General features: G+C 69.9%; 25 protein-coding genes. 13 read left to right on the top strand and 12 right to left on the bottom strand.

Going from position 1 to position 24,017, the window contains the following annotated elements:
- Positions 1-178: 178 nt before the first annotated feature.
- Positions 179-1,123 (bottom strand): hypothetical protein, encoded by a 945-nt coding sequence (locus ADL01_RS21060; RefSeq protein WP_053743572.1) that lies wholly within the window; start codon positions 1,121-1,123, stop codon positions 179-181.
- A gap of 80 nt (positions 1,124-1,203) precedes the next feature.
- Here ADL01_RS21060 and ADL01_RS21055 point away from each other — a divergent pair, with 80 nt between their 5' ends.
- The 4 genes from ADL01_RS21055 to recX all read left to right on the top strand — a co-directional run bounded on the left by ADL01_RS21055 (position 1,204) and on the right by recX (position 5,227).
- Positions 1,204-1,398: a DUF3046 domain-containing protein gene (locus ADL01_RS21055; RefSeq protein ID WP_053743571.1), complete on the top strand. Its 195-nt coding sequence runs from the start codon at positions 1,204-1,206 to the stop codon at positions 1,396-1,398.
- Positions 1,399-1,480: 82 nt separating this feature from the next.
- Positions 1,481-2,782, top strand: coding sequence for an AI-2E family transporter (locus ADL01_RS21050; RefSeq protein WP_078960663.1), 1,302 nt, complete (start codon positions 1,481-1,483; stop codon positions 2,780-2,782).
- A 378-nt stretch (positions 2,783-3,160) separates the two neighbouring features.
- Positions 3,161-4,285: a recombinase RecA gene (recA, locus tag ADL01_RS21045; RefSeq protein ID WP_053743570.1), complete on the top strand. Its 1,125-nt coding sequence runs from the start codon at positions 3,161-3,163 to the stop codon at positions 4,283-4,285.
- 3 nt (positions 4,286-4,288) lie between these two features.
- Positions 4,289-5,227 (top strand): recombination regulator RecX, encoded by a 939-nt coding sequence (recX, locus tag ADL01_RS42345; RefSeq protein WP_078960662.1) that lies wholly within the window; start codon positions 4,289-4,291, stop codon positions 5,225-5,227.
- Between the two features lie 161 nt (positions 5,228-5,388).
- On the opposite strand, the gene ADL01_RS21035 is transcribed toward recX, so the two are convergent.
- From ADL01_RS21035 to ADL01_RS21005, 8 genes are all read right to left on the bottom strand, one after another.
- The gene (locus ADL01_RS21035) at positions 5,389-5,787 is read right to left on the bottom strand and encodes a rhodanese-like domain-containing protein (protein ID WP_053743569.1); all 399 of its coding nucleotides are present in this window, start codon (positions 5,785-5,787) and stop codon (positions 5,389-5,391) included.
- Between the two features lie 10 nt (positions 5,788-5,797).
- A complete protein-coding gene (locus ADL01_RS21030) occupies positions 5,798-6,343 on the bottom strand; it encodes a cysteine dioxygenase (RefSeq protein WP_053743568.1) in 546 nt (181 codons plus the stop codon).
- A gap of 78 nt (positions 6,344-6,421) precedes the next feature.
- Entirely contained in the window at positions 6,422-6,493 is a 72-nt protein-coding gene (locus ADL01_RS47545) for a putative leader peptide (protein WP_311136958.1), read from the bottom strand.
- A gap of 121 nt (positions 6,494-6,614) precedes the next feature.
- Entirely contained in the window at positions 6,615-8,333 is a 1,719-nt protein-coding gene (locus ADL01_RS21025) for an FAD-dependent monooxygenase (protein ID WP_053743567.1), read from the bottom strand.
- A gap of 177 nt (positions 8,334-8,510) precedes the next feature.
- Positions 8,511-9,416, bottom strand: coding sequence for an amino acid ABC transporter permease (locus ADL01_RS21020; RefSeq protein WP_053743566.1), 906 nt, complete (start codon positions 9,414-9,416; stop codon positions 8,511-8,513).
- Positions 9,413-10,081 (bottom strand): amino acid ABC transporter permease, encoded by a 669-nt coding sequence (locus ADL01_RS21015; RefSeq protein ID WP_053743565.1) that lies wholly within the window; start codon positions 10,079-10,081, stop codon positions 9,413-9,415. Before ADL01_RS21015 ends, ADL01_RS21020 begins: the two co-directional genes overlap by 4 nt.
- 75 nt (positions 10,082-10,156) lie before the next feature.
- Positions 10,157-10,993, bottom strand: coding sequence for a glutamate ABC transporter substrate-binding protein (locus ADL01_RS21010; RefSeq protein ID WP_053743564.1), 837 nt, complete (start codon positions 10,991-10,993; stop codon positions 10,157-10,159).
- Between the two features lie 88 nt (positions 10,994-11,081).
- Positions 11,082-11,858: an amino acid ABC transporter ATP-binding protein gene (locus ADL01_RS21005; protein WP_053743563.1), complete on the bottom strand. Its 777-nt coding sequence runs from the start codon at positions 11,856-11,858 to the stop codon at positions 11,082-11,084.
- Positions 11,859-12,171: 313 nt separating this feature from the next.
- On the opposite strand from ADL01_RS21005, the gene ADL01_RS21000 reads away from it, so the two are divergent.
- Both ADL01_RS21000 and ADL01_RS20995 read left to right on the top strand, forming a co-directional pair.
- Positions 12,172-12,858 carry a response regulator transcription factor gene (locus ADL01_RS21000; RefSeq protein ID WP_053743562.1) on the top strand — a complete coding sequence of 229 codons (687 nt, stop codon included), beginning with the start codon at positions 12,172-12,174 and terminating at the stop codon, positions 12,856-12,858.
- 9 nt (positions 12,859-12,867) lie between these two features.
- Positions 12,868-14,280, top strand: a complete 1,413-nt coding sequence (locus ADL01_RS20995; RefSeq protein ID WP_053743561.1) for a sensor histidine kinase — start codon at positions 12,868-12,870, stop codon at positions 14,278-14,280.
- A 25-nt stretch (positions 14,281-14,305) separates the two neighbouring features.
- On the opposite strand, the gene ADL01_RS20990 is transcribed toward ADL01_RS20995, so the two are convergent.
- Entirely contained in the window at positions 14,306-15,301 is a 996-nt protein-coding gene (locus ADL01_RS20990) for a TAXI family TRAP transporter solute-binding subunit (protein WP_053743560.1), read from the bottom strand.
- A 120-nt stretch (positions 15,302-15,421) separates the two neighbouring features.
- On the opposite strand from ADL01_RS20990, the gene ADL01_RS20985 reads away from it, so the two are divergent.
- Genes ADL01_RS20985 through ADL01_RS20975 form a run of 3 tightly spaced genes read left to right on the top strand, consistent with a single transcriptional unit; the run spans position 15,422 to position 18,153 of the window.
- Complete coding sequence (locus ADL01_RS20985; protein WP_053743559.1) at positions 15,422-15,862, top strand: MazG nucleotide pyrophosphohydrolase domain-containing protein; 441 nt, start codon at positions 15,422-15,424, stop codon at positions 15,860-15,862.
- Between the two features lie 40 nt (positions 15,863-15,902).
- Positions 15,903-17,414, top strand: coding sequence for a tRNA (N6-isopentenyl adenosine(37)-C2)-methylthiotransferase MiaB (gene miaB, locus ADL01_RS20980; RefSeq protein ID WP_078960661.1), 1,512 nt, complete (start codon positions 15,903-15,905; stop codon positions 17,412-17,414).
- A 25-nt stretch (positions 17,415-17,439) separates the two neighbouring features.
- Complete coding sequence (locus ADL01_RS20975) at positions 17,440-18,153, top strand: class III extradiol dioxygenase subunit B-like domain-containing protein (RefSeq protein ID WP_053743558.1); 714 nt, start codon at positions 17,440-17,442, stop codon at positions 18,151-18,153.
- A 95-nt stretch (positions 18,154-18,248) separates the two neighbouring features.
- Here ADL01_RS20975 and ADL01_RS20970 read toward each other — a convergent pair whose 3' ends face one another.
- Both ADL01_RS20970 and ADL01_RS20965 read right to left on the bottom strand, forming a co-directional pair.
- Complete coding sequence (locus tag ADL01_RS20970; RefSeq protein ID WP_053743557.1) at positions 18,249-18,518, bottom strand: antitoxin; 270 nt, start codon at positions 18,516-18,518, stop codon at positions 18,249-18,251.
- A 23-nt stretch (positions 18,519-18,541) separates the two neighbouring features.
- Complete coding sequence (locus tag ADL01_RS20965) at positions 18,542-18,817, bottom strand: hypothetical protein (RefSeq protein ID WP_053743556.1); 276 nt, start codon at positions 18,815-18,817, stop codon at positions 18,542-18,544.
- 181 nt (positions 18,818-18,998) lie between these two features.
- On the opposite strand from ADL01_RS20965, the gene miaA reads away from it, so the two are divergent.
- The 4 genes from miaA (at position 18,999) to ADL01_RS20945 (ending at position 23,950) form a co-directional block, all read left to right on the top strand.
- Complete coding sequence (gene miaA / locus ADL01_RS20960; protein WP_053743555.1) at positions 18,999-19,937, top strand: tRNA (adenosine(37)-N6)-dimethylallyltransferase MiaA; 939 nt, start codon at positions 18,999-19,001, stop codon at positions 19,935-19,937.
- Positions 19,938-20,045: 108 nt separating this feature from the next.
- Complete coding sequence (locus ADL01_RS20955; RefSeq protein WP_053743554.1) at positions 20,046-20,537, top strand: hypothetical protein; 492 nt, start codon at positions 20,046-20,048, stop codon at positions 20,535-20,537.
- Between the two features lie 23 nt (positions 20,538-20,560).
- Positions 20,561-21,430: a diaminopimelate epimerase gene (dapF, locus tag ADL01_RS20950; protein WP_053743553.1), complete on the top strand. Its 870-nt coding sequence runs from the start codon at positions 20,561-20,563 to the stop codon at positions 21,428-21,430.
- A 297-nt stretch (positions 21,431-21,727) separates the two neighbouring features.
- Positions 21,728-23,950, top strand: a complete 2,223-nt coding sequence (locus ADL01_RS20945; RefSeq protein WP_078960660.1) for a RelA/SpoT family protein — start codon at positions 21,728-21,730, stop codon at positions 23,948-23,950.
- Positions 23,951-24,017: the final 67 nt, after the last annotated feature.

The following is a 24,017-nucleotide window of genomic DNA, read 5'->3' as shown; positions in this document are numbered from 1 at the left end:
GGGTGGGGCGGTGCGGTTCGTGGACGGGTATGCGCCGGCGGCCACGAACTCGGTGGGTGGTGGGGTCGGGGCCGGGCCGGCCGCTGTGGGCGGACATGCCGGCACGTCCGTTTCGGCGGTGGGCGGCTGCGGGTGTCAGAGGGGGTGCGCCGCAGCCGCCGTACCTGCGTTCCTGGAGTCAGCCGACGGGGCGGCCGTACGCCTTCAGGGTGCGCAGCGCCTCGATCGTCACCATCGGGCGGGCCTCCAGGGCAGTGCCCGGTGCCCACGCGCGCCACCGGATGGGCCAGCCGCCGTCCTCGCGCTGTTCGCTCGCGAGGAAGTCCAGGGAGCGTGCCATCTCCTCGTCCGTGAACCACGCGCGCGCGAGTGAGCCCGGTGTCCTCGCGTAGTCGTACGGGAAGTGGTGCTCGCCCGGGGCGTAGCCGGGCGCCACCGGGGAGGCGTCGAGGCGTTCCGGGTCGAGTGCCACGAGCCGGTGCTCGCGCACCAGGCGGCCCAGCCGGTCGGCCGCCGCCTCCGCGCGTGAGCGGTCGGGAACCGAGTCCAGGAAGGCCACGGCGGCCTCGACCTCGTACGGATGGGACTTCTCCAGGGAATCGACCGCCTGCCAGCAGAAGTCCGTGGCCCGGAACAGCCAGGCGTGCCACACCTCGTTGCGGTGCAGCAGGCCCACCACCGGGCCGGTGGAGAGCAGCTCGCTGGGCGGGTCGTCCACGATCGGCACGAAGGGCGCCGCCGGATAGCCGCGCTGGCTGGGATGGATCGCCGGCAGTGCGCCGTCCGCGGTGGAGACGGACGTCAGATAGCGGCACACGCGCTCCACCCGCTGGCCGCCGCAGCGCCTGATGGCGTCCAGGACACGCAGCGCGTGTCCGACGTGCAGGGGCTGGCTGACGGGGCCGCGCAGATCGGGTTCCAGCGCGTGACCGTATCCGCCGTCCTCGTTGCGATAGGCCTCCAGCGCGGTCTCGACCGGGTCTGCGCCTCCGTTCAGGAAGTGGTACGCGAAGCGGCGCTGCTCCAGCACGCGCGCGGTGAGCCACACGAAGTGCTCGGCACGGAAGAGCGGGGAACGCGCCGGGGGCGTCTGGGGGAGTGGGGGTGCTCCTGTTTCGGCCATGTGTCAGACCGTAGGGCGCAAAGCGCCCACGTTCAGCGGACCCGGCGTGGGCCCACCCTCAGGGGCGGGATACTGAAGTCATGCGGTTGACGGTCTTCTGGCAGCGGATGGCGGAACACTTCGGTTCGGGGTACGCCGACACCTTCGCGCGTGATCACGTGCTGACGGAACTGGGCGGCCGGACCGTGCACGAGGCCCTGGACGCCGGCTGGGAGGCGAAGGACGTGTGGCGTGTGGTGTGCGCGGCGATGAACGTTCCGGCGGAGAACCGGTGAAATCGCACTGAGACGGCTTCGGTCGGCCGTAAAGACCGCAGGGTGGTGACCGGTTGTCGGTGGTGTGGGCGAGACTTGCACCGTGGCATCCACAGACGAGACCGGGCAGCTCGGACAGCAGACGTCCCCGTTCGGCGCGCAGCCGCCCACACCCCCGGCCGGGCAGGGCGCCGGGCAGGGCGCGGGCATGCCCCGCTGGCTGCCGCGCGCCATGATCCTGGCGCTTGCCCTCGTCGGCCTGTTCCAACTGGGCAGTTGGGCCTTTCACCAGCTCACAGGCCTGTTGATCAACATCCTCATCGCATTCTTCGCCGCCCTCGCGATCGAACCCGCGGTGAGCCGCATGGCGTCGCGGGGTATCCGCCGGGGACTGGCCACCTTCCTGGTCTTCATCGGCCTGGTCATCGCGATCGCCGGATTCGTCACCCTGCTCGGTTCCATGCTCGCGGGCCAGATCGTCAAGATCGTCGAGGACTTCCCGAACTATCTCGACTCTGTCATCAGCTGGGTCAACGCGCACTTCCACACCGATCTGAAGCGGGTGGACGTCCAGGAGGGCCTGCTGCGTTCCGACTGGCTGCGCAGTTACGTCCGGAACAGCGCCACCGGTGTCCTGGACGTCTCCGCCCAGGTGCTGGGCGGCCTCTTCCAGCTGCTGATGATCACACTGTTCGCGTTCTACTTCGCCGCCGACGGGCCGAGACTGCGCCGCGCGTTGTGCTCCGTGCTGCCGCCAGCCCGGCAGGTCGAGGTGCTGCGCGCGTGGGAGATCGCCGTCGACAAGACCGGCGGCTATCTGTACTCGCGCGGCCTGATGGCGTTCATCTCGGGGGTCGCGCACTACGTGCTGCTGGAGATCCTGAACGTGCCGTACGCGCCCGTGCTCGCCGTCTGGGTGGGACTGGTGTCGCAGTTCATCCCGACCATCGGTACCTATCTCGCGGGCGCCCTGCCGATGCTGATCGCCTTCACGGTCGATCCCTGGTATGCGCTGTGGGTGCTGGGCTTCGTCGTGCTCTACCAGCAGTTCGAGAACTATGTGCTGCAGCCCAAGCTGACCGCCAAGACCGTCGACATCCACCCCGCGGTCGCCTTCGGATCGGTCATCGCCGGCACCGCGCTCCTCGGCGCCGTCGGCGCACTGATCGCCATCCCGGCGATCGCCACGCTCCAGGCCTTCCTGGGGGCGTACGTGAAGCGCTACGACGTCACGGACGACCCTCGTGTCCAGGGACACCGAGGTCGGGGTACGGGCGTTCTCGCGCGGCTGCGGGGTCTGCTGGTGGGGCGGCGTGGCGCCGGCACCGACGACTCGGCGCCCTCCGCGGAGGATCCGGAACCGGGGTCGGGGTCGTCATCCGGGGAAGGCTCCACGCCGGCGTGAGCCGAGTCCGGGCCGTGGCGCCGCCGATGGGCGCCAGGTAGCCGTCCGACCGCGTGGCAGAGGTGCTCCGCACCCGTTCCGTCCGGTCGAGAGCGCCCCGGGTGAGGTGTCCCTGAGGGTGTCGAACCCGACATCCCGGCCATTGGCGTACCGCGGAAACCCAGTCTCCGACGTGCCGGGTGTCGCGCTTGACACAAAAATCGAACATCCATTCTGATAGAGGTTCCGGTGAGGCTCGCAGCGGGCATTTCGTCATGTTTTTCATGGAGATGCGCCCGAGTTATCCACAGGCCGGACGGGCGTCAGGGCGCATTGTCAGTGGCAGGCGTTAGCGTCTTTGACGTGAAGCGATCGACTCAAGCAAATCGGGTGGAACCCATGGCAGGAACCGACCGCGAGAAGGCGCTCGACGCCGCGCTCGCGCAGATTGAACGACAGTTCGGCAAGGGCGCGGTGATGCGCCTGGGCGAGCGGCCGAATGAGCCCATCGAGGTCATCCCCACCGGGTCGACCGCGCTCGACGTCGCCCTCGGCGTCGGCGGCCTGCCGCGCGGCCGAGTGGTGGAGGTGTACGGCCCGGAATCCTCCGGCAAGACGACCCTGACCCTGCACGCGGTGGCGAACGCGCAGAAGGCCGGCGGCCAGGTGGCCTTCATCGACGCGGAGCACGCCCTCGACCCCGAGTACGCGAAGAAGCTCGGCGTCGACATCGACAACCTGATCCTTTCGCAGCCGGACAACGGCGAACAGGCGCTGGAGATCGTGGACATGCTGGTCCGCTCCGGTGCCCTCGACCTCATCGTCATCGACTCCGTCGCCGCGCTCGTCCCGCGCGCGGAGATCGAGGGCGAGATGGGCGACAGCCACGTCGGCCTTCAGGCCCGTCTGATGAGCCAGGCGCTGCGGAAGATCACCAGCGCGCTCAACCAGTCGAAGACCACCGCGATCTTCATCAACCAGCTCCGCGAGAAGATCGGCGTGATGTTCGGCTCGCCCGAGACCACGACCGGTGGCCGGGCGCTGAAGTTCTACGCCTCGGTGCGGCTCGACATCCGGCGCATCGAGACCCTGAAGGACGGTACCGACGCGGTCGGCAACCGCACCCGCGTCAAGGTCGTCAAGAACAAGGTCGCGCCGCCCTTCAAGCAGGCGGAGTTCGACATCCTCTACGGGCACGGCATCAGCCGCGAGGGCGGTCTGATCGACATGGGCGTGGAGCACGGCTTCGTCCGCAAGGCCGGCGCCTGGTACACGTACGAGGGCGACCAGCTCGGCCAGGGCAAGGAGAACGCGCGCAACTTCCTGAAGGACAACCCCGACCTCGCCAACGAGATCGAGAAGAAGATCCTCGAGAAGCTGGGGGTCGGTGTGCGGCCGGAGAAGCCCACCGAGGAGCCGGGCGCGGACGCGGCGGTCACGGTCGGCTCGGACGAGGCCGCGAAGACGGTCCCCGCGCCGGCGGCCAAGACGGCCAAGGCCAGGGCCACGGCGGTCAAGAGCTAGCCGGTGACCCGACGAACCGACTGGGCCGAGTACGCAGACCCCGGTGCCTCGGAAGACCGAGGCGGCGGGGGCGTTGCCGGGGACGGCGACAGCGCCTACGAGGAGGCCGGGCCATACGGGGGTGGCCGCGGAGTCCACGAGGGCGCCGGGTGGTACGAGGGAGACGGTGATGTCGGCGCCGGAGCGCGTCGCGGTGAGGGTCTGCCGGGGGGCGGCCGACGCCGGGGCGACGGGTTTCCGGCAGGGAGAAGGCGTCGTGGCGCTGGTGCCCCGAGTGGTGAGGGCGGCCCGTACAGCGAGGGCGGCTCACGCGGTGAGGGCTCGCGTGGCGGGCGTGGACGACATCGGCAGCGCGGCTTCGGTGAGGCTGGCGGCGACCCACAGGACGGAGGTTCCGTCTCCTCGTCGAGGGCCGAGAGCGCGGAACCGCCGGGTGACCCGGCTGAGCGGGCGCGGGCGATCTGCCTGCGCCTGCTCACCGGGACTCCGCGTACGCGCAAGCAGCTCGCGGATGCCCTGCGCAAGCGCGAGATCCCGGACGAGGTGGCCGAGGGGGTGCTGTCGCGGTTCGAGGAGGTCGGACTGATCAACGACAGCGCGTTCGCGGACGCCTGGGTCGAGTCCCGTCACCACGGGCGGGGACTGGCCCGGCGGGCGCTCGTACAGGAACTGCGTACCAAGGGCGTGGACCCGACGCTCATTGACGAGGCCGTCGGGCAGCTCGACTCCGAGCAGGAGGAGACGACCGCGCGTGAACTCGTCGCGCGCAAACTGCGTGCGACCCGCGGCCTCGACCGCGACAAGCGGCTGCGGCGCCTGGCGGGCATGCTCGCCCGCAAGGGCTACTCCCCGGGCATGGCCCTGCGGGTGGTCCGGCAGGCACTGGAGGAGGAGGGCGAGGAGGGTGAGGCCACGGAGTTCCTCGTCGACGACGAGTACTGAGCCTGCTGCGCCGAGGTCCGGCCGTCCCGAGAGGCAGTCACGTGCTCGGGAGGTCCACGTCCCCGGCCCTGAACACGGTGGACGCGCGGGGGCGCCGACCGCGTTCAGGGCCAGGCGGACGGAACGACGACCTCGCGTCCTCAGTACGCCTGCGACGCTCACTACGCCTGTGACGTCACCGGAAGCCCGGCCGCCCGCCAGGCCTGGAACCCGCCGACCAGGTCGGTCGCCCGGCGTAGCCCCAACCGGTGCAGGGACACGGCCGCGAGGCTCGACGCGTAACCCTCGTTGCAGATCACCACGATCCGCAGGTCGTGACCGGTCGCCTGGGGCGCGCGATGGCTGCCCCGGGGATCCAGACGCCACTCGAGTTCGTTGCGCTCGACCACGAGCGCGCCGGGAATCAGGCCGTCGCGCTCCCGCAGAGCCGCGTACCGGATGTCCACCAGCAGCGCCTCACCGGCCTGTGCGGCCTCGTACGCCTCGTGTGTCTCCACGCGCGCGTAGGTGTCGCGGACGCGGTCCAGCAACTCGTCGATGCCGATCGGCTGTTCGCTCACTGTCGGTCACCTACTGCCAGTCCTGCGGGCGCTCGACGTGCTCCAGCCGCAGCACCTGTCCCGTACGGCTGTAGCGGCGGATCTGGGGCAGCGGCGGATAGTAGGCGTGAACCGAGATCGCGTGCTGGTCGCGGGACTCGTTGAGCACCTCGTGCACATGGTGGCGGCCGAAGCTCCGGCCCTGGCCGGCTGCCAGTAGCCGCTCCCGGTCGACGTCCTCGGTGAGTTCGAGGGTCTTCCAGCCGTCGGTGGGCAGCCGGGCGGCGAGCGAGTGCTCCTTGAGCTCACCGGCCGCGGTGAGGAAGGCGCCGACCGAGTCGGCGTGGTCGTGCCAGCCGGTACCGGTGCCGGGCGGCCACCCGATCAGCCAGGCCTCGCTGCCGCCGGGGCCCTCAAGACGCACCCAGGTGCGGCCCTCGGGGTCGAGCGGCAGAGCGGCGACCAGCTCGTCGTCGGCGGCCGTACGGCGTACGAAGTCGAGAAGCTCCGCCTGTGTCGGGGTCTTGGGCGCACCGGAGACCTGAGCGGGGGCGGATACGGAAGGTGACACGGACACGGGTACCGTCCAGGTGACGTTCGCGGGGAGCGCGCGCGGCGCGGATGAGCGGCGGGCGCGGGGTTCAAGGTTGCGAATTCAGCGGGACGGGCGACACACGCAGCCCGCATAGCGGACGAGGTCCATATGGACCCTCCGCCACAGGCGCACATCGGTGTCGGCTTCGGTCACGTTCCGGAGTACAGCATGGCGGTACGAAGCGGTCAACTCCGCCTCACGATGTGGACGCGCGACGACGAGAGGGGCGCGTGGCGCCGACGGAGAGCAGCCGTCAGCGCGTGCCCGCCGCGGCTTCCGTGTTCGCCGTCGCGTCCGACGTGTCCGCCTCGCCTGTCTCCTCGGCCTTGTCGTTCGCCCTGTCCCGCACGGGCCCGCCCAGCGTCGCCTCGGCCGCCGCGTACAGGTCGGCCGGGCGTACCCCTCTCAACGCCGTGACCAGGTGCCCGTCCGGGCGGATCAGCAGCACGGTGTGGGCGGCCGCGCCCGGATAGCTCTCGGTGACCAGCAGCTCGGCGGGATGCGGCAGCGCGGCCACCGCGGCCGCCAGTCGGGGCATGATCCCGGCGCTCACCCAGTGCTTGCGCTCCCACACACCCGTACCCGGCGCGATCAGCACCACCAGCAGCGCACCGTGGCCCAGCCGTTCCCGCAGCCGCACGAAGGAACCATCCTCCGCGGTGACACGGACGTCCGTCACCTGTGAGCCGGGCGGGGTGTCCACCGAGACCTCCGCCTCGATGTGCTGGGGCGCCAGCGGAGAATGGGCGTATGTCCCGGGCTCGCCCAGGACGCCGCGCCCCAGGTGACCGTCCGTGAGCAGCCCGTCGTGTCCGCGGGCCGACCCGGGGACGTACGACCGCAGCCCGCCACCGCCGCGCAGCAGGGGGAGTGCCTGGTCGGCGGCGCGCAGCCGGGCGGAGACGGCCGCGCGGCGCTCGGTCTGGTAGCTGTCCAGCAGCGCCTCGTGCGGGCCGTGGTGCCAGGCCAGGGCCAGTTTCCAGGCGAGGTTGTCGGCGTCCCGCAGCCCCTCGTCCAGGCCCTGGGTGCCGAGCGTGCCGAGCAGGTGAGCGGCGTCCCCGGCGAGGAAGACCCGGCCCGCCCGCCAGCGCCGGGCGAGCCGGTGGTGGACGATGTGGACGCCCGTGTCGAGGAGGTCGTACGGCGGTGTGGAGCCGCCGCTCCAGCCCGCGAGAGTCTCCCGGACGCGGTTCACGAGGAGCTCGGGCGTGACCAGGTCCTTGCCGGGCGGCATCAGCCAGTCCAGGCGCCACACACCGTCGGGAAGCGGGCGGGCGGTGATCTCCCCGGCCGAGGGCCCGGATGTCCGCCACGGCGGCATCCGGTGCAACAACGCCTCGCCGGGCCAAGGAAGTTCCGTACGCAGCGCGGCAACGGCGTGTCGTTCCACGGCGGTACGTCCGGGGAAGCGGATGTCCTGGAGTTTGCGCACCGTGGAGCGCGGGCCGTCGCAGCCGACGAGGTAACTGCCGCGCCACCAGGTGCCGGCCGGGCCGCGGGTGTGGGCCGTCACTCCGGACGGCTCCTGCTCGACGGAGTCGAGGCGGCTGTTGACGGCAACCTTGACGAGCCGCTCGCGCGCGATCGCGGTGCGCAGGGCGCCGGTCAGGACGTGCTGGGCGACGTGCAGGGGTGCGTCGGATGCGGCGACGGGCTCCGGTGCGAGCCCCGACGGGGGTGCGTCCGCGGGCCCGTCCGACTCCTCGCCGCCGAAGGAGATCTGACGCATCACCTGCTTGCGCCGCATCGACCGCCATCCGGCCCAGTGGAGACCGGCGTCGGCGATCGGCACTCCGGTCAGCCGCTCCAGGAGCGCGGCGGTGTCCTCGCGCAGCACGACCGTGCGCGCGGGGCGCTGGTCGTCCTTGCCCGGCCCCTCGTCGAGGACGACCGAGGGGACCTCCTGACGCGCCAGCGCAAGCGCCAGCGTGAGCCCGACCGGCCCCGCTCCGACGATGATCACCGGGTCCATGGCGCGGCGCCCCCTGCCCAGAGCGACGTCTTCATCGACACAAGTGAACAGGAAGTTGGAGCGGGGTGCACGATCACAGAACGTATGCAACAGATTGCGAGTGCTTGCGTCAAGTGACGGAGGGCAGTGGCGATCACGCCGCTGCCCTCCGTGCGGTGCACGATGACTGACTGAACGTCAGATCGCGCCTGTGGCGCCGCCAGCTCCGGTTCCCGCAGTGCCTCCGATCGACGCGTCGTTCGGGTCGAGTACCACGCCGGTGCTCTTCTTGCCGCGCCTGAGGCGCTGCTCCAGCCAGCTCGCGAAGGTCGTGAGAGCGAAGTTGATCGCGATGAAGATCAGAGCGACGATCGTGAAGCTGGCGATGATGTTGGCGCCGTAGTAAGAGCTCATCGGGCTCACCGCGGCGATCAGGTCGGGGAACGTGAGGACGCCGCCGCCGAGAGCGGTGTCCTTCACGATCACGACCATCTGGCTGACGATCGTCGGCAGCATGGCGGTAACCGCCTGCGGCAACAGGATCGTCCGCATGACCTGGCTCTTGCGCAGACCGATCGCCATGGCGGCTTCGGACTGGCCCTTGGGCAGTGACAGGATGCCCGCCCGGACGATCTCCGCGAGGACCGCCGCGTTGTACAGCACCAAGCCCGTGACAACCGCGTAAAGTGGCACGTCGTCCGAGCTGATGTCCGTGTACTCGGAGTACAACGCGACCCCGAAGATCATCAGGATCAGCACCGGGATGGCACGGAAGAACTCCACGACCGCGGCGGCCGGCATTCGTACCCACACGTGATCGGAGAGCCGTGCGATACCGAAGACGGCCCCCAGCGGCAGCGCGATGACCATGGCGAGTGCCGCAGCCTTCAGCGTGTTCTGAAGTCCGGGCCAGATATACGTGGACCAGGCCTCCGTTCCGGCGAGGAAGGGTTTCCACTTCTCCCACTCCAACTGCTGCTTGTCCTGGAGAGCGTTGAACACCCACCACAGCACCGCCGCGAGGGCGATCAAGAAGACGACGGTGACAAAGACGTTGCGCCGCTTGGCACGGGGCCCCTGGGCGTCGTAGAGAACGGAGCTCATCGCTTCACCGCCACCTTCTTGCCCACCCAACCCATGATCAGGCCGGTCGGCAGCGTCAGACACACGAAACCGAACGCGAAGACCGCGGAGATCAGGATCAGTTGGGCCTCGTTCTCGATCATCTTCTTCATCAGCAGGGCTGCCTCGCCGACGCCGATCGCCGCGGCCACCGTCGTGTTCTTGGTGAGGGCAATCAGGACGTTCGCCAGCGGGCCGACCACCGACCGGAACGCCTGGGGAAGCACCACCAGGGTCAGCACCTGGGTGAAGTTCAGGCCGATGGCACGCGCCGCCTCCGCCTGGCCGACCGGCACCGTGTTGATGCCGGAGCGCAGGGCCTCACACACGAAGGCCGAGGTGTAGAGGATCAGACCCAGCACGGCGAGCCGGAAGTTCTGGGTCTCGAAGTTGTTCGGCGCCCCCATAGTGACGCTGAGTGTCTGGCTCAAGCCCAGTGAGGTGAACAGGATGATCACGGTCAGCGGGATGTTCCGCACAATATTCACGTAGGCGGTGCCGAAGCCGCGCATCAGTGGCACCGGACCGACGCGCATGGCGGCCAATATGGTTCCCCACACGAGCGAACCGACGGCCGAGAGAAGGGTGAGCTGGACAGTCACCCAGAAGGCACCCAGCAGGTCGTAACCTTCAAGAAAGTCGAACACGATCTCCCGCGCTTCCGCGTGTCGAGAGCCCCGGTGCGCCGGCCTGAGGACCGGCGCACCCCGTCAGGCGCTGATTCAGCTCTTGATGTCGCCGATCTTCGGCGCGGGCTCGTTCTTGTAGCCGGCGGGGCCGAGGTTCGCGTCAACGGCCTTCTGCCAGGAACCGTCGGAGACCATCTTCTCCAGGGCGGTGTTGATCTTCGCCTTCAGATCGCTGCCCTTCTTGACGCCGATGCCGTAGTTCTCGTTGGTCATCTTGAAGTGACCGAGCTTGAACTTCCCCTTGAAGGCGTCCTGTGCGGCGTAGCCGGCGAGGATCGAGTCGTCGGTGGTCAGCGCGTCGATGGCCTTGTTCTGCAGACCGGACAGACAGGCCGAGTACGTCGGGTACTCCTGCAGCTGGGCCTTGGGCGCCAACTTGTCATGGACGTTCTGCGCCGAGGTCGAGCCGACCACCGAGCACAGCTTCTTGCTGTTGAGGTCCGCCGGCGACTTGATCGTGTCGTCGTCGGAACGGATCAGGACGTCCTGGTGGGCCAGCAGGTACGGGCCGGCGAAGTCGACCTTCGCCAGACGCTTGTCGTTGATCGAGTACGAGGCGGCGATGAAGTCGACGTCGCCGCGCTGCAGCATGGTCTCGCGGTCGGCGCTCTTCGACTCCTTCCACTCGATCTGGTCCTCGCTGTAGCCGAGCTGCTTGGCGATGTATTTGGCGACATCGACGTCGAAGCCCGTGTAGCCCTGCGGGGTCTTCTGGCCGATGCCGGGCTGGTCGAACTTGATGCCTACGGTGATCTTCTTGCCGTCACCAGAGCCGCCGGAGCTGTCCTTGTCGCTGGAGCCGCACGCGGTGGCGGTGAGGGCGAGGACGAGGGCGGCGGCGGATGCCGCGGTGACCTTGCGGAGCTTCATGGTGAACATCCTTTGGCTGATGGAGTGGCGCGGGCCGTCGGTGCCGTGCAGGCCTGACGGGCGAGGCATGCCAGAGACGCGCGGGTCGTCAGTGGTGCAGGATCTTGGACAAAAAGTCCTTCGCGCGGTCGCTGCGCGGGTTGCTGAAGAACTGGTCCGGCACAGCCTCTTCGACGATGCGGCCGTCCGCCATGAACACCACTCGATTGGCGGCCGAACGGGCGAAGCCCATCTCGTGGGTGACGACGATCATGGTCATGCCCTCGCGGGCGAGTTGCTGCATGACCTCCAGGACCTCGTTGATCATCTCCGGGTCGAGGGCCGACGTCGGCTCGTCGAAGAGCATGACCTTGGGGTCCATGGCCAGGGCTCGCGCGATGGCGACGCGCTGCTGCTGGCCGCCGGAGAGCTGCGCGGGGTACTTGTCCGCCTGAGTGGCGACGCCCACCCGGTCGAGCAGGGCGCGGGCCTTCTCCTCGGCCGTCTTCTTGTCGGCCTTGCGGACCTTGAGCTGGCCCAGCATCACGTTCTCCAGCACCGTCTTGTGCGCGAAGAGATTGAAGGACTGGAAGACCATGCCGACATCGGCGCGCAGCCGGGCCAGCGCCTTGCCCTCCTGGGGCAGCGGCTTGCCGTCGATCGAGATGTCTCCCGAATCGATGGTCTCCAGGCGGTTGATTGCGCGGCAGAGGGTGGACTTACCGGACCCGGAGGGTCCGATGACCACGACCACTTCGCCGCGGGTGATGGTCAGGTCGATGTCCTGGAGAACATGCAACGCGCCAAAATGCTTGTTGACGTTCTTCAGGACAACCAGATCGCCGGTCGCAGCCACGTTGTCCTTGGCCACCGATACTTCCGTCATCGCTTACTGGCTCCGTCCACCTCGGTTTCGGAGGACAGTAGTGACCCCGTCGGACCAGCGTCATTACATCTGAGGGGAACTTGAGGATAACGATCCGATGTCAGGTCGACAAACTTTCGAGCACCATCCGAAAGTGCGTACCGGCTGGATAACGGAAGCGATCCGCAACCGGAATCACGCACGCGCGCGTGGGGGTCCACATGGTGTACTCCGCTGGTGCACCACATGCGATGCACCCATGTGGTGTACAAGTCGAACCGGTACGACCGGTGAACAGAGGTCGACGAAACCGACGAAACCGAAAGGGGTCGCGATGAGACTGCTCCTCGTCGAGGACGACAACCATGTCGCCGCCGCGCTCTCCGCGGTGCTGGCGCGGCACGGTTTCGCCGTCACCCACGCCCGTAGCGGCGAGGAAGCCCTTCAGGCCCTCGTCCCGGAGGGCAACGGCTTCGGGGTGGTGCTGCTCGACCTGGGCCTGCCCGACCAGGACGGCTACGAGGTGTGCGGCAAGATCCGCAAGCGCACCAACACCCCCGTGATCATGGTCACCGCGCGCTCCGACATCCGCTCCCGCATCCACGGCCTCAACCTCGGCGCCGACGACTACGTGGTGAAGCCGTACGACACCGGCGAGCTGCTCGCCCGGATCCACGCCGTCAGCCGGCGCAACGTGCATGAGGACAGCGCCGATGCCGGTGAGGACACGCTGCACCTGGGGTCCTTGCGGCTCGAACTGTCCACCCGGCAGGTCCTCGTGGAGGATTCGGTTGTCCAGCTGACCCGCAAGGAGTTCGATCTGCTCGCCCTCCTCGCGCAGCGTCCCGGAGTGGTGTTCCGCCGCGAACAGATCATCAGCGAGGTCTGGCGCACCAGTTGGGAGGGGACCGGCCGCACTCTGGAAGTGCATGTCGCGTCCCTGCGCTCCAAGTTGCACATGCCGACGCTGATCGAGACCGTCCGCGGCGTGGGCTACCGGCTCGTCGCCCCGACGCAGTAGCGGGTACGGGTGCGCACACGTCTCCTTCCGCTGCTCATCGTCCTGATGGCCGCCGTCCTGCTCGCGCTCGGCATCCCACTCGCCGTCAGCGTGGCCGGCGTCCAGCAACAGACGGTCGTCGTCGACCGGATCGACGACACCGCCCGCTTCGCGGCGCTCGCCCAGTTCGTCACCGACCGGCCCACCGGGTCCCGCGTCAAGGACGCCGTCACCGACGAGCGCGGCGAGACCCTCCAACGCGAACTCGAGAGCTACTACGACGTCTACGGCATCCGTGCCGGGGTCTTCTACCGCAACGACGCACCCATGGCCAACGCGCCGACGGACTGGTATCTGCCGGAAACGGGCGAGGTGCGCGAAGCGTTCGCCGAAGCGCTCCTCTCGCGCCGCAGCCACGACCCGAAACAGGTCTGGCCCTGGCAGCGGGACCGGCTCATCGTCGCGTCACCCGTCATCCGGGACGGCGACGTCGTGGCCGTCGTGGTCACCGACTCGCCCACCGGGCAGATGCGTTCGCGGACGCTGCACGGCTGGCTCATCGTCGGCGCCGGCGAGATCGCCGCGATGCTGCTCGCCGTAGGGGCCGCGCTGCGCCTCACCGGCTGGGTGCTCAAGCCCGTACGCGTCCTCGACGCCACCACGCACCACATCGCGACCGGCAGCCTGAAGTCCCGGGTCGCGGTGGCCGGCGGGCCGCCGGAACTCAGACGGCTGGCCCGGTCGTTCAATGAAATGGCGGACAACGTCGAGGACGTGCTGGAGCAGCAGCGTGCCTTCGTCGCCGACGCCTCGCACCAGCTGCGCAACCCGCTCTCCGCGCTGCTGCTGCGCATCGAACTGCTCGCACTCGAACTGCCGGAGGGAAACGAGGAGATCGCGTCGGTCCGCACCGAGGGCAAGCGCCTGGCCGAGGTCCTGGACGACCTCCTCGACCTGGCGCTGGCCGAGCACGCCGAGGCGGACCTCGTACTCACCGATATCGGCGCGCTGACGGCCGAGCGCGTCGCCGCCTGGGCCCCGCTCGCCGAAGCCAAGGGGGTGCGTCTGGTCGGCGAGTGCCCGGCCACCACCGCGTGGGCCGACCCGGTCACGCTGTCCAGCGCCCTGGACGCGGTGATCGACAACGCGGTGAAGTTCACGCCCGAGGACGAGTGCGTACGCGTGTCGGTCGCGTCGAACGGCGAGACCTCGATGGTCGTCGTCACCGACGGCGGCCCGGGCCTCACCGACGAGGAACTCGTCCGGATCGGCGACAGGTTCTGGCGCAGCGGTCGGCATCAGAACGTCAAGGGCTCGGGCCTCGGCCTGTCCATCTCCCGGGTCCTGCTGGCGGCGGGCGGCGGCACGATCTCGTACGGCCATCACGAGCCGCACGGTCTGAAGGTGACGGTGCGGGTGCCGAGGTCGGGCCCGGCGTCCTGAGGGGCCGCGTGCGTGACTACGGGCCCTACGGCTTGACCGAGCGGTAGTAGCGCCGGGCGCCGTCGTGCAGGGTCAGCGGGTCGGTGTAGATGGCGGTCCGCAGGTCCACGAGCTGCGCCGAGTGGACGTGGGCGCCGATGCGGTCCCGGCTGTTGATCACCGACCGGGTCAGCCACTCGGTGAGCCGCGGGTCCACGTCCTCACGTGTCATGAGCAGGTTGGACACCGCGAGGGTCGCCACGGTCGAGCCGTCCTGGATGGACGGGTAGGCCGACTCGGGCATGTTCGTGGCCCGGTAGTAGCGGGATGCTCCGCCCTGTTCGTGCAGTTTGGTGACCAGGTCGGCGTCGATCGGGACGAAGCGGAAGGGGAAGGTCTTCGCCAGCTGCACCAGACCGTTCGTGGGCAGCCCGCCCGACCAGAAAAAGGCGTCGATCTGGCCCCGCTGGAGCCGCCCGGGTCCGGTGCTGATGCCGTCGGCGAAGGGCGTGATGTCCTTGGTGGGGTCGAGGCCGGCGGCGGTGAGCATCTTGTCGGCGATCAGCCGTACGCCCGAACTCTCCGGCCCTATGGAGACGCGCTTGCCCCGCAGATCCCCCACGCTGCTGATCTTCGAATCACGCGGCACGACGAGTTGCATGTAGTCGTCGTACAGACGCGCGACCCCGCGCAGTCTGTCGGCCCCGGGCAGCCGTTGCAGTTTGTACGTCTCCACGGCGTCGGCCGCCGCGATGGTGAAGTCCGCCTTGCCCGTCGCCACCCGCCTGACGTTCTCCTGGGACCCCTGGCTGGTCAGCATCCGTACGTCCAGGTTCGGCATGTCCTTCGCGAAGGCCGAACCGAGCCCCGATCCGTACTGCTGGTAGACGCCGGCGGGTGTCCCGGTACTGAACGTGATCGTCCCGCCCGGTGGTGCCTCCTCCAGCGGCAGCAGCCACCACAGCAGCAGCCCGAAGACCACGAAACCGGCGGCCGAGCCCATGAGGGCGTGTCGCCTGCGGATCCGGAACACCTTGAGCATGGGCGAGATCCTGCCAGTACGGGACCCGTGCTGGCCAGGAAAAAAGGGGGAGCGGGCGCCTGCGGTACGACGATCGCAGCTGTCCCCGTGGAGCCGTCGCGAGATAGCTAGAGTCACCGCATGCGCCCCGGTACCTCCGCTTCCGCCACTCCGTCCGCCGCCGCCTCGCCCGCCGGCCTCGTCCGGGAATTCCATTTGGCCTTCGGACTCGACACCCGCAGTACGCCTGGCGAGGTCTCCCCGCAGCTCGCGGCGCACCGGGGCGAGCTGCTCGTGGAGGAGGCGGCGGAGGTCGCCGAGGTCGCGGTCACGGGTCCGCTGGACCGGCTGGCGCACGAACTGGCGGACGTCGTGTACGTCGCGTACGGCACGGCCCTGGTCCACGGCATCGACCTCGACGCGGTGATCGCGGAGATCCACCGCGCCAACATGACGAAGTTGGGCCCCGACGGCCTGGTCGCCCGCAGGGCCGACGGCAAGGTGCTCAAGGGCGACCACTACCGCGCCCCCGACGTCGGCGCCGTCCTGCGCGGCCAGGGGTGGCAGGCGGGCGAGCGGTAACCCGTACGGCCCCGCGTCGCGCACCGCCTACCCTTGTCGCATGAGCAGCAGTGACCGGAGTCAGGCCGTGGACGTCAAGACATACGAAGTGCGCACCTACGGGTGCCAGATGAACGTCCATGATTCCGAGCGATTGTCCGGACTGCTCGAAAACGCCGGTTATGTGCGCGCGCCCGAGGGTGCCGACGGTGACGCGGACGTCGTCGTCTTCAACACCTGCGCCGTGCGCGAGAACGCCGACAACAAGCTGTACGGCAACCTCGGCCGGCTCGCCCCGATGAAGACGAAGCGCCCCGGGATGCAGATCGCCGTGGGCGGCTGCCTCGCTCAGAAGGACCGCGACACCATCGTGAAGCGGGCGCCCTGGGTGGACGTCGTCTTCGGCACGCACAACATCGGCAAGCTGCCCGTCCTGCTGGAACGCGCGCGCGTGCAGGAAGAGGCGCAGGTCGAGATCGCCGAGTCGCTGGAGGCGTTCCCGTCGACGCTGCCGACGCGCCGCGAGAGCGCGTACGCGGCCTGGGTGTCGATCTCCGTCGGCTGCAACAACACGTGCACCTTCTGCATCGTCCCGGCTCTGCGCGGCAAGGAGAAGGACCGCCGTACCGGCGACATCCTCGCCGAGATCGAGGCGCTGGTCGGCGAGGGCGTCTCCGAGATCACCCTGCTCGGGCAGAACGTCAACGCGTACGGCTCCGACATCGGCGACCGGGAGGCATTCAGCAAGCTGCTGCGGGCCTGCGGCAAGATCGACGGCCTGGAGCGCGTCCGCTTCACCTCTCCGCACCCACGCGACTTCACCGACGACGTCATCGCCGCCATGGCCGAGACACCGAACGTGATGCCGCAGCTCCACATGCCCATGCAGTCCGGCTCGGACACCATCCTGAAGGCGATGCGCCGCTCGTACCGCCAGGAGCGTTACCTGGGGATCATCGAGAAGGTGCGCGCGGCCATCCCGCACGCGGCGATCACCAGCGACATCATCGTGGGCTTCCCCGGGGAGACCGAGGAGGACTTCGAGCAGACGATGCACGCGGTGCGCGAGGCGCGGTTCGCGCAGGCGTTCACCTTCCAGTACTCCAAGCGGCCCGGCACGCCGGCCGCCACCATGGAGAACCAGATCCCCAAGGAGGTCGTCCAGGCGCGTTACCTGCGTCTCGCCGCCCTCCAGGAGGAGATCTCCTGGGGCGAGAACAAGAAGCAGATCGGCCGCACAGTGGAGCTGATGGTCGCCGAGGGCGAGGGCCGCAAGGACGGCGCCACCCACCGCCTCTCCGGCCGCGCCCCCGACAACCGCCTGGTCCACTTCACCAAACCGGACACCGCGGTGCGCCCCGGTGACGTGGTCACGGTCGAGATCACGTACGCCGCCCCGCACCACCTCCTCGCCGAGGGCGCCGTGCTCGGCGTGCGTCCCACGCGCGCGGGTGACGCCTGGGAGAAGCGCAACACCGCGGAGGCCGCGAAGACCGCGGGCGTGATGCTCGGACTGCCGAAGATCGGCGTTCCCGCACCGCTTCCGGTGGCTGCGGGCAGCGGCTGCGACTGACGTCCTGGCGGCTACGCTCCCGATCATGCTTGTCGCCGCCGCCGTCTGCCCCTGCCCGCCGCTCCTCGTGCCCGAGGTGGCCGCGGGCGCCGCACCCGAACTGGAGGCGGCGCGCGCCGCCTGTACGGACGCGCTGGGCGTGCTCGCGGCCTCCCGCCCCGACCGGCTGCTGGTCGTCGGCCCCGCCGGACAGGGTGGGCGCGGACCGCACCCGGAGGGCGCACGGGGCTCGTTCCGGGGTTTCGGGGTGGACCTCGACGTACGCCTGGGCACCGGAGACGGTGGAGCGGCGGAACGGGACCTTCCGCCGTCGCTGGCCGTCGCCGCGTGGCTGCTGGAGCGGACCGGCTGGTCCCACGCGCCCGTGGAGGGTCTCGGCGTGGGGGAACCCCTGGCCCCCGAGCGCTGCGTCGCGGTCGGCAGGGAGATCGGCGGGCGGGCGGAGCGGGTCGCGCTGCTGGTGATGGGCGACGCCAGCGCGTGTCGCACGCTCAAGGCGCCGGGCTACCTGGACGAGCGGGCGGCGGGGTTCGACGAGGAGGTCGGCCGGGCGCTGGGGGCGGCGGACGTGGCGGCGCTCCAGGCGCTGGACGCGGAACTGGCGTACGAGCTGAAGGCCTCGGGCCGGGCGCCCTGGCAGGTCCTCGCGGGCGCGGCCGAGGGCGCCGACCTCGGAGGCGCGCTGCTGTATGAGGAGGCGCCGTACGGCGTGGGGTACGTGGTCGCGGCCTGGTCGTAGCCGTGGTGCCGCCGTCGGCGCCGTGACACGGCGGACGGCCGGGAGCCTGTGCTCCGCAGCCGTCCGTCGATGTGCCGCGCTGTTGCCCGCGCCCGTCAGGAAGCCGGTGGCGGCCCGTCCGGCGGTGGCGTGAATGTGTCGTCCCGCGTGGCACCATCCTGGTGCGCGAGCCGGTCCACGGCGCCCTTCGCCTTGTCGGTGCCCGTATGGATCTTGTCGCTGTACTTGCCCCTGGTCTTCTCGTCGACCACCTTCGCGGCCTTGTCGAGACCCCGGTCGATCTGGCCCTCGTGCTCGTGCGCGAAGTGCGCGACCTTCCCTTTGGCCGGGGCGAGCTTTGCCTTCAGACTGTCCAGCAGACCCATTTTTCGCCTTCCCTCGCGGGCGGTTACTTGCGGGCGCCCTCACCGGCCTCGCTGTCGGCGGCCTCCTCGGCGGACTGCTGCTTGGGGATCTCGACGCCCTCTGCGGCGGGCACGGCCACGGCTTCCGTCTTCTCCGCCGTGATCTCCGTCTCGGCACCGCTGTCGGCCTCGGGCGAACCCTTCGCCGCTTCCGTCTCCTCCGCCACGGGCTCGTCCGTCACGGTGACGGACTGCTCGTCGGCGGTCGACGTCTCCTCCGTGGTCTTCGACCGTCCGAGAAGCCATGCAAAAACGCCCATATCCACTCCATACGTTACTCGTGCGGGCGAAATCCCGCGTAGCCCGGTGCGTCCGTTTGCGTCGCCCCCGTCGCCGCCTCCCGAATCGGGCGGCGCGAACCTCGCAACTGGCAACGACCCCGGGCCCTCGCCGTCACGTAACTCGTTCGAGGAGGGGTTCCGGGTTTGCGAGACTGGGGCGGTGAGCAGCGCACCCTCCACCCCCCGAGTCATCGCCGTCGTCGGCCCCACCGCAGCCGGAAAGTCCGATCTGGGCGTCTTTCTGGCTCAGCGTCTCGGAGGAGAAGTCGTCAACGCCGACTCGATGCAGCTCTACCGGGGGATGGATATCGGCACCGCCAAGTTGACGCCCGAGGAGCGCGGCGGCATCCCGCACCACCTCCTGGACATCTGGGACGTGACCGTCGCGGCGAGCGTCGCCGAATACCAGCGCCTCGCGCGCGAGCGGATCGACGCGCTGCTCGCCGAGGGGCGCTGGCCGGTCCTGGTCGGCGGCTCCGGTCTGTACGTCCGTGGAGCCGTCGACAACCTCCAGTTCCCCGGCACCGATCCCGAGGTCAGGGCCCGCCTCGAAGAGGAGCTCGGCCTGCGCGGCTCCGGGGCCCTGCACGCCCGGCTGGCCGTCGCCGACCCCGAGGCCGCGCAGGCGATCCTGCCCAGCAACGGCCGCCGTATCGTCCGGGCCCTGGAGGTCATCGAGATCACCGGTAAGCCCTTCACCGCCAACCTTCCGGGCCACGACTCCGTGTACGACACCGTGCAGATCGGCGTCGACGTGTCCCGCCCCGAGCTGGACGAGCGCATCGCCCGCCGGGTCGACCGGATGTGGGCGGCGGGGCTCGTGGACGAGGTGCGCGCGCTGGAGGCGCACGGCCTGCGCGAGGGGCTCACGGCATCGCGCGCGCTGGGCTACCAGCAGGTGCTCGCCGTCCTTGCCGGGGAGTGCGGTGAGGACGACGCGCGCGCCGAGACCGTACGCGCCACCAAGCGCTTCGCGCGCCGTCAGGATTCGTGGTTCAGGCGCGACCCCCGGGTGCACTGGTTGAGCGGGGCTGCGGCGGATCTCACAGAACTTCCGCACCTCGCACTGGCGTTGGTCGAACGACCGGTCACAGCCTGATCACGTCATGGCATCGGGACGCTCAGGCCGTCATCCAGGCATCCGGCGCCGTGCCATCATCGAGCTTCGATCGACCAAGTGGAGTCCGAGTTGGGAGGGCGCGTGGCGATGGAGGCCGGCCCTCGCGACACCGCACAAGGCGCGGGACCCGTCACCGGTGACGGTGGCGAAGCGGAACAGGGCGAGGACAGTCTGAGCCCGGACGGGCCAGACGAGACGCACGGTGGCGTGACCGCCGACGGTCCCGACCCGGAGGAGATGTTTCTCGAGCCCGAGGTCGAGGTGGAGCTCCGACCGCAGCGTCGGCTGCGTATCTGGCAGCTCGCCCCGATCGTGGTCCTGGGCGCGCTCGGCTCCCTGATGTTCGCCTTCCCGCTCGCGTTCGACTTCGGCGACAGCGGAGCCGTCATCGCCATGCTGGGGCTGCTCATCTGCTCCTGCGCCGCCGGGTGGGGCATGATGGCCGCCCGCCGGGTCGGCTACACGGCACCAGGGCTCGGCGAGGATCGCCGACGGGACTGGCGCGTCGTACTGGCATACGTCGTGACGGTGGCCGTCGTCATCGCGCTCGCCGTCCTGAGAGTGGCCCGGCTGCGCTAGGGCCGACGCCGTACGATCGGGGAATGAGCACGCGGATCGCCTTCCTCAAGGGCCACGGGACCGAGAACGACTTTGTGATCGTCCCCGACCCCGAGAACGTCATCGACCTCCCCCCGACCACTGTCGCCGCCCTGTGCGACCGGCGTGCGGGCATCGGGGGTGACGGGCTGCTGCACGTCGTGCGGTCCGCCGCGCATCCCGAGGCCAGGGGCATGGCGGCCGAGGCGGAGTGGTTCATGGACTACCGCAACGGCGACGGCTCGATCGCGGAGATGTGCGGCAACGGGGTGCGGGTCTTCGCGCGCTACCTCCAGCGGGCCGGACAGGTGACCGAGGGGGACATCACCGTCGCCACCCGTGGGGGCGTGAAGCGCGTGCACCTCGCCAAGGACGGTGACGTCACCGTCGGGATGGGCAGGGCGCTCCTTCCCGAAGGGGAGGTCACTGTGCGCGTCGACGAGCGCAGCTGGCCCGCGCGGAACGTGAACATGGGCAACCCGCACGCGGTCGCCTTCGTGGACGATCTCGCGCACGCGGGGAACCTGTTCGCCCCGCCGCCGTTCAGTCCGGCCGGCGTCTATCCGGACGGTGTCAACGTCGAGTTCGTCGTCGACAGGGGCCCGCGACACGTCGCGCTGCGCGTCCATGAGCGCGGGGCCGGTGAGACCCGATCGTGCGGCACGGGCGCGTGTGCCGTCGCCGTGGCCGCCGCCAGGCGTGACGGCGCCGATCCGGCCGTGACCGGGGTACCGGTGACGTACACGGTCGATGTGCCCGGCGGGCGCCTGGTGATCACCGAGAGGGCCGACGGTGAGATCGAGATGACGGGGCCCGCAGTGATCGTCGCCGAGGGCGAGATCGACGCGGAGTGGCTGGAATCCGCGCGGGGCTGACGTGATCGATGGCTGGATACCGCAGCCTGGAGGTCCGATCGAGTGCGGAAACGTATCCGTTGGGCCTAGCCTGGCTTGAGAACAGAGCTGATCGCGTACTGGCTGGCTCGAATACACAGACCACCGAACCGTCGCTCGAATGGGTGATCCGTTTCACGCTCGACGGGAGGTGGTCAGCCGCGCGTGATGGGCTCGGTAGCATCAAGCACCGGCCCGGACGGGGGAACAACGCCATCCCCTGAGCCGTCGTCCGCCATGGGGCATCCCGTCCGCCGGTCCAGGTAGCCGGAGGTGCCCATGAGTGCGGAGGCCACGAATCCCGCGAGCCCAGGTGCTGTGACGTCCTCGCCCGAGCTCGGGGCCTCGCCAGAACAGGACGGGCCCCCGTCGCCCCGCAGGCGGACCCGCCCCCGGATCGACCTGCGCCGACTGGGCAGAGCGGCGTTCCTCGGCTCCGCGACCCGCGACCGGTTGCCCGACGCCATCGGCCATGTCGTCGAGGCGCACCGCGCCCACCACCCCGACGCCGACCTCGAACCGCTGCGCCGCGCCTACGTCCTGGCCGAGTCCTCGCACCGCGGTCAGATGCGCAAGAGCGGCGAGCCCTACATCACGCACCCGCTCGCGGTGACCCTGATCCTCGCCGAACTCGGCGCGGAGACCACGACCTTGACGGCGTCTCTGCTCCACGACACCGTCGAGGACACCGATGTGACGCTGGATCAGGTCGGCGAGGAGTTCGGCGCCGAGGTCCGCTACATCGTCGACGGCGTCACCAAGCTGGAGAAGGTCGACTACGGGACCGCCGCCGAGCCCGAGACCTTCCGCAAGATGCTGGTCGCCACCGGGAACGACGTCCGCGTGATGTCGATCAAACTCGCCGACCGCCTGCACAACATGCGCACGCTGGGCGTGATGCGCCCCGAGAAGCAGGAACGCATCGCCAAGGTGACCCGGGACGTGCTCATCCCGCTCGCCGAACGGCTCGGTGTCCAGGCGCTCAAGACCGAACTGGAAGACCTGGTCTTCGCGATCCTGCACCCCGAGGAGTACCAGCACACCCGGGAGCTGATCGTCGACAACGCGTCCCGCGCGGACGACCCGCTCGCCGAGATCGCCGACGAGGTACGCGGGGTCCTGCGGGACTCGGGGATCCAGGCCGAAGTCCTCATCCGGCCACGGCACTTCGTGTCCCTGCACCGGGCGTCGCGCAAACGCGGCCGGCTGCGCGGCTCCGACTTCGGGCGGGTCCTGGTGCTCGTCAACGAGGACGCCGACTGCTACGGCGTACTGGGCGAGCTCCACACCTGTATGACGCCCGTCGTCTCGGAGTTCAAGGACTTCATCGCCGTTCCCAAGTTCAACCTCTACCAGTCGCTGCACACCGCCGTCGCCCGTGCGGACGGCCAGGTCGCCGAAGTCCTCATCCGTACCCACCAGATGCACAAGGCCGCGGAGGCCGGTGTCATCGCGCTCGGCAATCCCTACGCTCCTCCTTCGGAGGAGCAGTCCGACGGCGACAGCGACAGGGCGCGGGCCGAACCCGACGGCGAGCGCATCGACCCCACCCGGCCCGGCTGGCTGTCCCGTCTCCTCGACTGGCAGGAGGCCGCGCCCGACCCCGACACCTTCTGGTCGACTCTGCGCGAGGACCTGGCCCAGGACCGTGAGATCACCGTCTTCCGGGCCGACGGGGGCTCGTTGGGGCTTCCGGAGGGCGCGAGTTGCGTGGACGCGGCGTACGCGCAGTACGGCGAGGACGCGCACGCGTGCATCGGCGCGCGGGTCAACGGCCGGCTGGCGACGCTGAGCACCGTTCTGCGGGACGGCGACACGGTCCAGCTCCTCATGGGGCAGGACCCGGCCTCCGAGCCCTCCAGGCAGTGGCTGGAGCACGCACACACGCCCGTCGCCAGGATCGCCATCCAGCGCTGGCTGGCCGCCCACCCGACACACGACGATCCGGTGCCCGAGCCCGACTCCTCCGGTGACCCCTCCGAGGCCGAGGCCGCCCGCGCGGCAGCCGAGGCCCGCCCCGCCCAGGACGGCTCGGACGCGTCCCCGGCCGCCGCGACCGCCGTCGTCGACCAGCCCGGCGCGACGGTACGACTCGCCGGTTGCTGTACGCCCGTACCGCCCGACGAGGTCACCGGCTTCGCCGTGCGCGGGGGAGTGGTGACCGTGCACCGGGTGGAGTGCACCGGGGTGGCGCACATGAAGAGCACGGGGCGCGCGGAGGTCGGCGTGCACTGGGGCGACACCACCGAGGCACGCGTCACCCTGGTCGCCGAATCGTTCGGACGGCCCCATCTGCTGGCCGACCTCACCGAGGCCATCGCCCTGGAGGGCGTCGCGATCGTCTCGGCGACCGTCGAACCGCCCAGCCAGCAGCGCGTACGTCACACCTACACGCTCCAACTCCCCGACGCCGCGCACCTTCCGGCACTCATGCGGGCCATGCGCAACGTGCCGGGCGTGTACGACGTGAGCCGGGCGCAGCATCACGTGGCGGTTCCCTGAGGCACCCGTTCGGGTGGGCCTGGTGCGAGTCGCCGCCGTCCGGCGGGCGAGCGCTGGTAGCGGTGGT

The sequence above is a fragment of the Streptomyces sp. NRRL WC-3618 genome (assembly GCF_001280005.1).
GTDB lineage: Bacteria > Actinomycetota > Actinomycetes > Streptomycetales > Streptomycetaceae > Streptomyces.
The sequence above is the reverse complement of the archived record's forward strand: the minus strand, read 5'-3'. Positions and strand labels throughout refer to the sequence as shown.

What these genes read in the sequence shown, in the direction of transcription:
- ADL01_RS21060 (WP_053743572.1), bottom strand. Translation starts at nt 1,123, where the DNA reads ATGGCCGAAACAGGAGCACCCCCACTCCCCCAGACGCCCCCGGCGCGT.
- ADL01_RS21055 (WP_053743571.1), top strand. Translation starts at nt 1,204, where the DNA reads ATGCGGTTGACGGTCTTCTGGCAGCGGATGGCGGAACACTTCGGTTCG.
- recA (WP_053743570.1), top strand. Translation starts at nt 3,161, where the DNA reads ATGGCAGGAACCGACCGCGAGAAGGCGCTCGACGCCGCGCTCGCGCAG.
- ADL01_RS21025 (WP_053743567.1), bottom strand. Translation starts at nt 8,333, where the DNA reads ATGGACCCGGTGATCATCGTCGGAGCGGGGCCGGTCGGGCTCACGCTG.
- ADL01_RS21020 (WP_053743566.1), bottom strand. Translation starts at nt 9,416, where the DNA reads ATGAGCTCCGTTCTCTACGACGCCCAGGGGCCCCGTGCCAAGCGGCGC.
- ADL01_RS21010 (WP_053743564.1), bottom strand. Translation starts at nt 10,993, where the DNA reads ATGAAGCTCCGCAAGGTCACCGCGGCATCCGCCGCCGCCCTCGTCCTC.
- ADL01_RS21005 (WP_053743563.1), bottom strand. Translation starts at nt 11,858, where the DNA reads ATGACGGAAGTATCGGTGGCCAAGGACAACGTGGCTGCGACCGGCGAT.
- ADL01_RS21000 (WP_053743562.1), top strand. Translation starts at nt 12,172, where the DNA reads ATGAGACTGCTCCTCGTCGAGGACGACAACCATGTCGCCGCCGCGCTC.
- ADL01_RS20990 (WP_053743560.1), bottom strand. Translation starts at nt 15,301, where the DNA reads ATGCTCAAGGTGTTCCGGATCCGCAGGCGACACGCCCTCATGGGCTCG.
- ADL01_RS20985 (WP_053743559.1), top strand. Translation starts at nt 15,422, where the DNA reads ATGCGCCCCGGTACCTCCGCTTCCGCCACTCCGTCCGCCGCCGCCTCG.
- miaB (WP_078960661.1), top strand. Translation starts at nt 15,903, where the DNA reads ATGAGCAGCAGTGACCGGAGTCAGGCCGTGGACGTCAAGACATACGAA.
- ADL01_RS20975 (WP_053743558.1), top strand. Translation starts at nt 17,440, where the DNA reads ATGCTTGTCGCCGCCGCCGTCTGCCCCTGCCCGCCGCTCCTCGTGCCC.
- ADL01_RS20970 (WP_053743557.1), bottom strand. Translation starts at nt 18,518, where the DNA reads ATGGGTCTGCTGGACAGTCTGAAGGCAAAGCTCGCCCCGGCCAAAGGG.
- ADL01_RS20965 (WP_053743556.1), bottom strand. Translation starts at nt 18,817, where the DNA reads ATGGGCGTTTTTGCATGGCTTCTCGGACGGTCGAAGACCACGGAGGAG.
- ADL01_RS20955 (WP_053743554.1), top strand. Translation starts at nt 20,046, where the DNA reads ATGGAGGCCGGCCCTCGCGACACCGCACAAGGCGCGGGACCCGTCACC.
- dapF (WP_053743553.1), top strand. Translation starts at nt 20,561, where the DNA reads ATGAGCACGCGGATCGCCTTCCTCAAGGGCCACGGGACCGAGAACGAC.
- ADL01_RS20945 (WP_078960660.1), top strand. Translation starts at nt 21,728, where the DNA reads ATGAGTGCGGAGGCCACGAATCCCGCGAGCCCAGGTGCTGTGACGTCC.